This is a genomic window from Actinosynnema sp. NPDC023658 (assembly GCF_040639995.1).
Lineage (GTDB): Bacteria > Actinomycetota > Actinomycetes > Mycobacteriales > Pseudonocardiaceae > Actinosynnema.
The window spans coordinates 1-2833 of record NZ_JBFAAX010000736.1 but is presented as its reverse complement, the minus strand read 5'-3'; the positions used below and the strand labels follow the sequence as shown (position 1 = coordinate 2833).

Sequence of the window (2833 nt, the reverse complement as noted above, 5' to 3'; positions counted from 1 at the left end):
CTCGACCTGCTGCGCGACGAGTTCGACCACGTGCTCGCGCAGTGCGGCGGGCGCGGCCTGGCCGACCTGACCCGCGACCTGGTCGTCGCACGCGGGACGGGGGTGTTCGCGCGGTGCGGGTGATGAGGTTGCTCGCCGCCGCGGCGGTGCTCACCGCGCCGCGCTGGCTGCCGGGGCGGGTGGTCGCGCTGCGCGCCAAGGTGTTCGAGAAGGTCAACGGGGACAACGCGATCACGTTCCCGAACGCGCTGGTGGGGCCGGACCGGTTCGAGGAGGTCTACGGCCACCCCGCCGCGAACGGCCGCAGCCGCGGCGCCGGGCTGTCGGACCTGTTCTGGTACTGGCTGGCCCCCGGCCCGGAGGTCCACCAGGAGCACCTGGAGGCCGGCCCGCGCTACGACGACGTGGCGCGCACGACGCGTGCCCTGCTCGCCGGTCCGGGTGACGTCCTGTCGGCGGCGGCGGCCCGCTGCACCGGGCACGTCCTCGACGAGGTGGTCACCGGGCAGGTCACCCCCGTGCGGCTGCGCGACCTGATGATGCCGGTGTGGGCGGAGTACTTCCACGAACTGGTGTTCGGGGAGCCGTGCCCCCGCGAGGCGCGCGACCTGATCGTCGGGCACGCCGACGACGTGGTGACCTCGCTGAAGTGCACCGGCCTGCGCCACCCCGCCCGGCGGGCCCGGCTCACCCGCTACCTCGCCCGCCGCGTCGCGGCCGGTGACGTGCGGCGGCCGTTGCCCGCGACGCTGTCCCCCACCGAGCAGGTGCACTACCTCCAGGGCACCTTCTTCAACACCGCCGTGGTCCAGATGTCCGAGGCGATGGCGCACCTGCTGCTCGCGCTGGCCCAGCACCCGGAGGTGGCGGACCGGCTCAGGGCCGACCCCACCGACGACCGGTACTTCGCGCACGTCCTGGACGAGACCATGCGGCTCTACCCGCTGTTCGGCATCGCGCACCGCATCACCACCGGTGACATCGCGCTGGACGAGCGCACCACGCTGCCCGCCGGGTCGGTGCTGTGCTTCAGCTACCCCGAGTACCACGCCGCCGGCCACCGGCACCCGGAGGTGTTCGACCCGGACCGCTGGGAGCACGCCCAGGCCCGCGCGGCGCACCACATCCCGTTCGGCGTGGCCACGAACCGGCCGTGCCCGGCCTGGCGGCTGTCACCGCTCGCCCTGCGCGCGGCGACCCGCGAGGTGCTGCGCCGCTGCGCGCTGCACTCCACCGTCGGGCACACCCGTTCGCTGCCGAACCGGGGTCCGTGCCTGCTCGTCCGGCTGGACGAGCCGCTGCCGCCGCGACGCCTGGCCGTGCTGGGCGCGGTCATGCGGGTGCGGGACCGGTGGGAGGACGTGTGGCGCAGCGTCGTCCAGCTCGTCCTCGGCACGGTCATGGTGCTGGACGCCCACCGGCTCCGCCTGGCCGGGCGCTACTTCGACACCCACGACACGCACGGTCGGCCCCTGCGGCGCCGACCGCCTTCCACCCAGGAGATCACCTAGTGAACCAGATCCAGTTCGCGTTGCGGGCGGTCGTGCTCACCGCGACTACCCTGTGCGGACGCCTTGCCATGCTGATCAAGCAGCCCAGGGTCGTCGGTGAGATGGTCGCGGGCGTGCTGCTCGGACCCGCGCTGCTCGGCGCCGTCGCGCCGGGCGTGCAGGCCCAGCTGTTCCCCTCGGACGTCAAGGGCACCCTGTACGTGCTGAGCACCATCGGCCTGACGTTCTACATGTTCCTCGTCGGCTCCTCGCTCGACCACGGCCTCGCCGCCGGGCGGAACATGCGGCGGGCCTCCGCGCTCGCCGCGTCCGGGATCCTGCCGACCTTCGCGCTCGGCGCGGCCGCCGCGGCCCTGTTCTTCGGCTCGCTGAGCCCCGGCGGGAGCACCCGGTGGGAGTTCATGCTGTTCGTCGGCGGCGCCCTGTCCATCACCGCGTTCCCCATGCTGGCGCGGATCCTCCAGGAACGAGGGATCGCGAACACGCCGATCGGCGGCCTCACCCTGGTCGCGGCGGCGATCGACGACGCGGCGGCGTGGGTCATCCTCGCGGTGATCATCGCGGTGGCGGCGGCGGGCAGCCCGCTCGACGCGCTGACCACGGTGGCGGGCGCCGCGGTGTTCGCGCTGCTGATGCTCACGGTGGGGCGCAAGCTGCTCCGCAAGCTGGGCGACCGGGTCGAGCGCCAGGGCCGGATGAGCCGGGACGTGATGGCGCTCGTGCTGTTCCTCGTGCTGGCGGCGGGCTGGTTCACCGACTACATCGGCGTGTTCTCGGTGTTCGGCGGGTTCATCACCGGGCTGGCGATGCCGCAGTCGGCGGTCGTGCGCCGGGAGCTGGAGACCCGGCTCACCGACCTGAACTCGATCCTGCTGCTGCCGGTGTTCTTCGCGTTCAGCGGTCTGAACACCGAGGTGTCCGGCTTCGGCGCGGGCGGCGCGCTGTGGTGGCCGCTCATCGTGCTGATGGCGGTCGCGTTCGCCGGCAAGTACCTCGGCTGCGCCGCGGTGGTGCGCCGGCAGGGCTTCTCGTGGCGCTACGCCTCGGCGGTCGGCGGGCTGATGAACGCGCGCGGGCTGATGATCCTCATCTTCATCAACATCGGCCTGGCGCACGAGCTGGTCACGCCGGAGCTGTTCGCGATCCTCGTCGCGGTCGCGATCGTCACCACGGCCGCCGCGATGCCGATCTACCGGGCGTCGCTGCCCGACGACGTGGAACGCGCCGCGTCGCGGACGTTGCGGCACTACGACGCGATCGGGCTGCTCGAACCGGCGTGGATCGGCGGCAACGGCTACCGGTACTACGAGCGCGAGCAGCTG

Annotated in this window: 2 protein-coding genes; both read left to right on the top strand. The window is 73.1% G+C overall.

Features of this window, described 5'->3' with window-relative positions; genetic code table 11:
* Window positions 1–122: 122 nt before the first annotated feature.
* Entirely contained in the window at window positions 123–1511 is a 1389-nt protein-coding gene (locus AB0G02_RS33985; RefSeq protein WP_360802611.1) for a cytochrome P450, read from the top strand.
* On the top strand, window positions 1511–2833 hold a 1323-nt coding region (locus AB0G02_RS33980), incomplete at its 3' end, for a cation:proton antiporter (RefSeq protein WP_360802608.1). The genes AB0G02_RS33985 and AB0G02_RS33980, both read left to right, overlap by 1 nt.

Excerpts from the sequence above, each read along its gene's own strand:
- AB0G02_RS33985 (WP_360802611.1), top strand. The coding sequence starts at position 123 with ATGAGGTTGCTCGCCGCCGCGGCGGTGCTCACCGCGCCGCGCTGGCTG.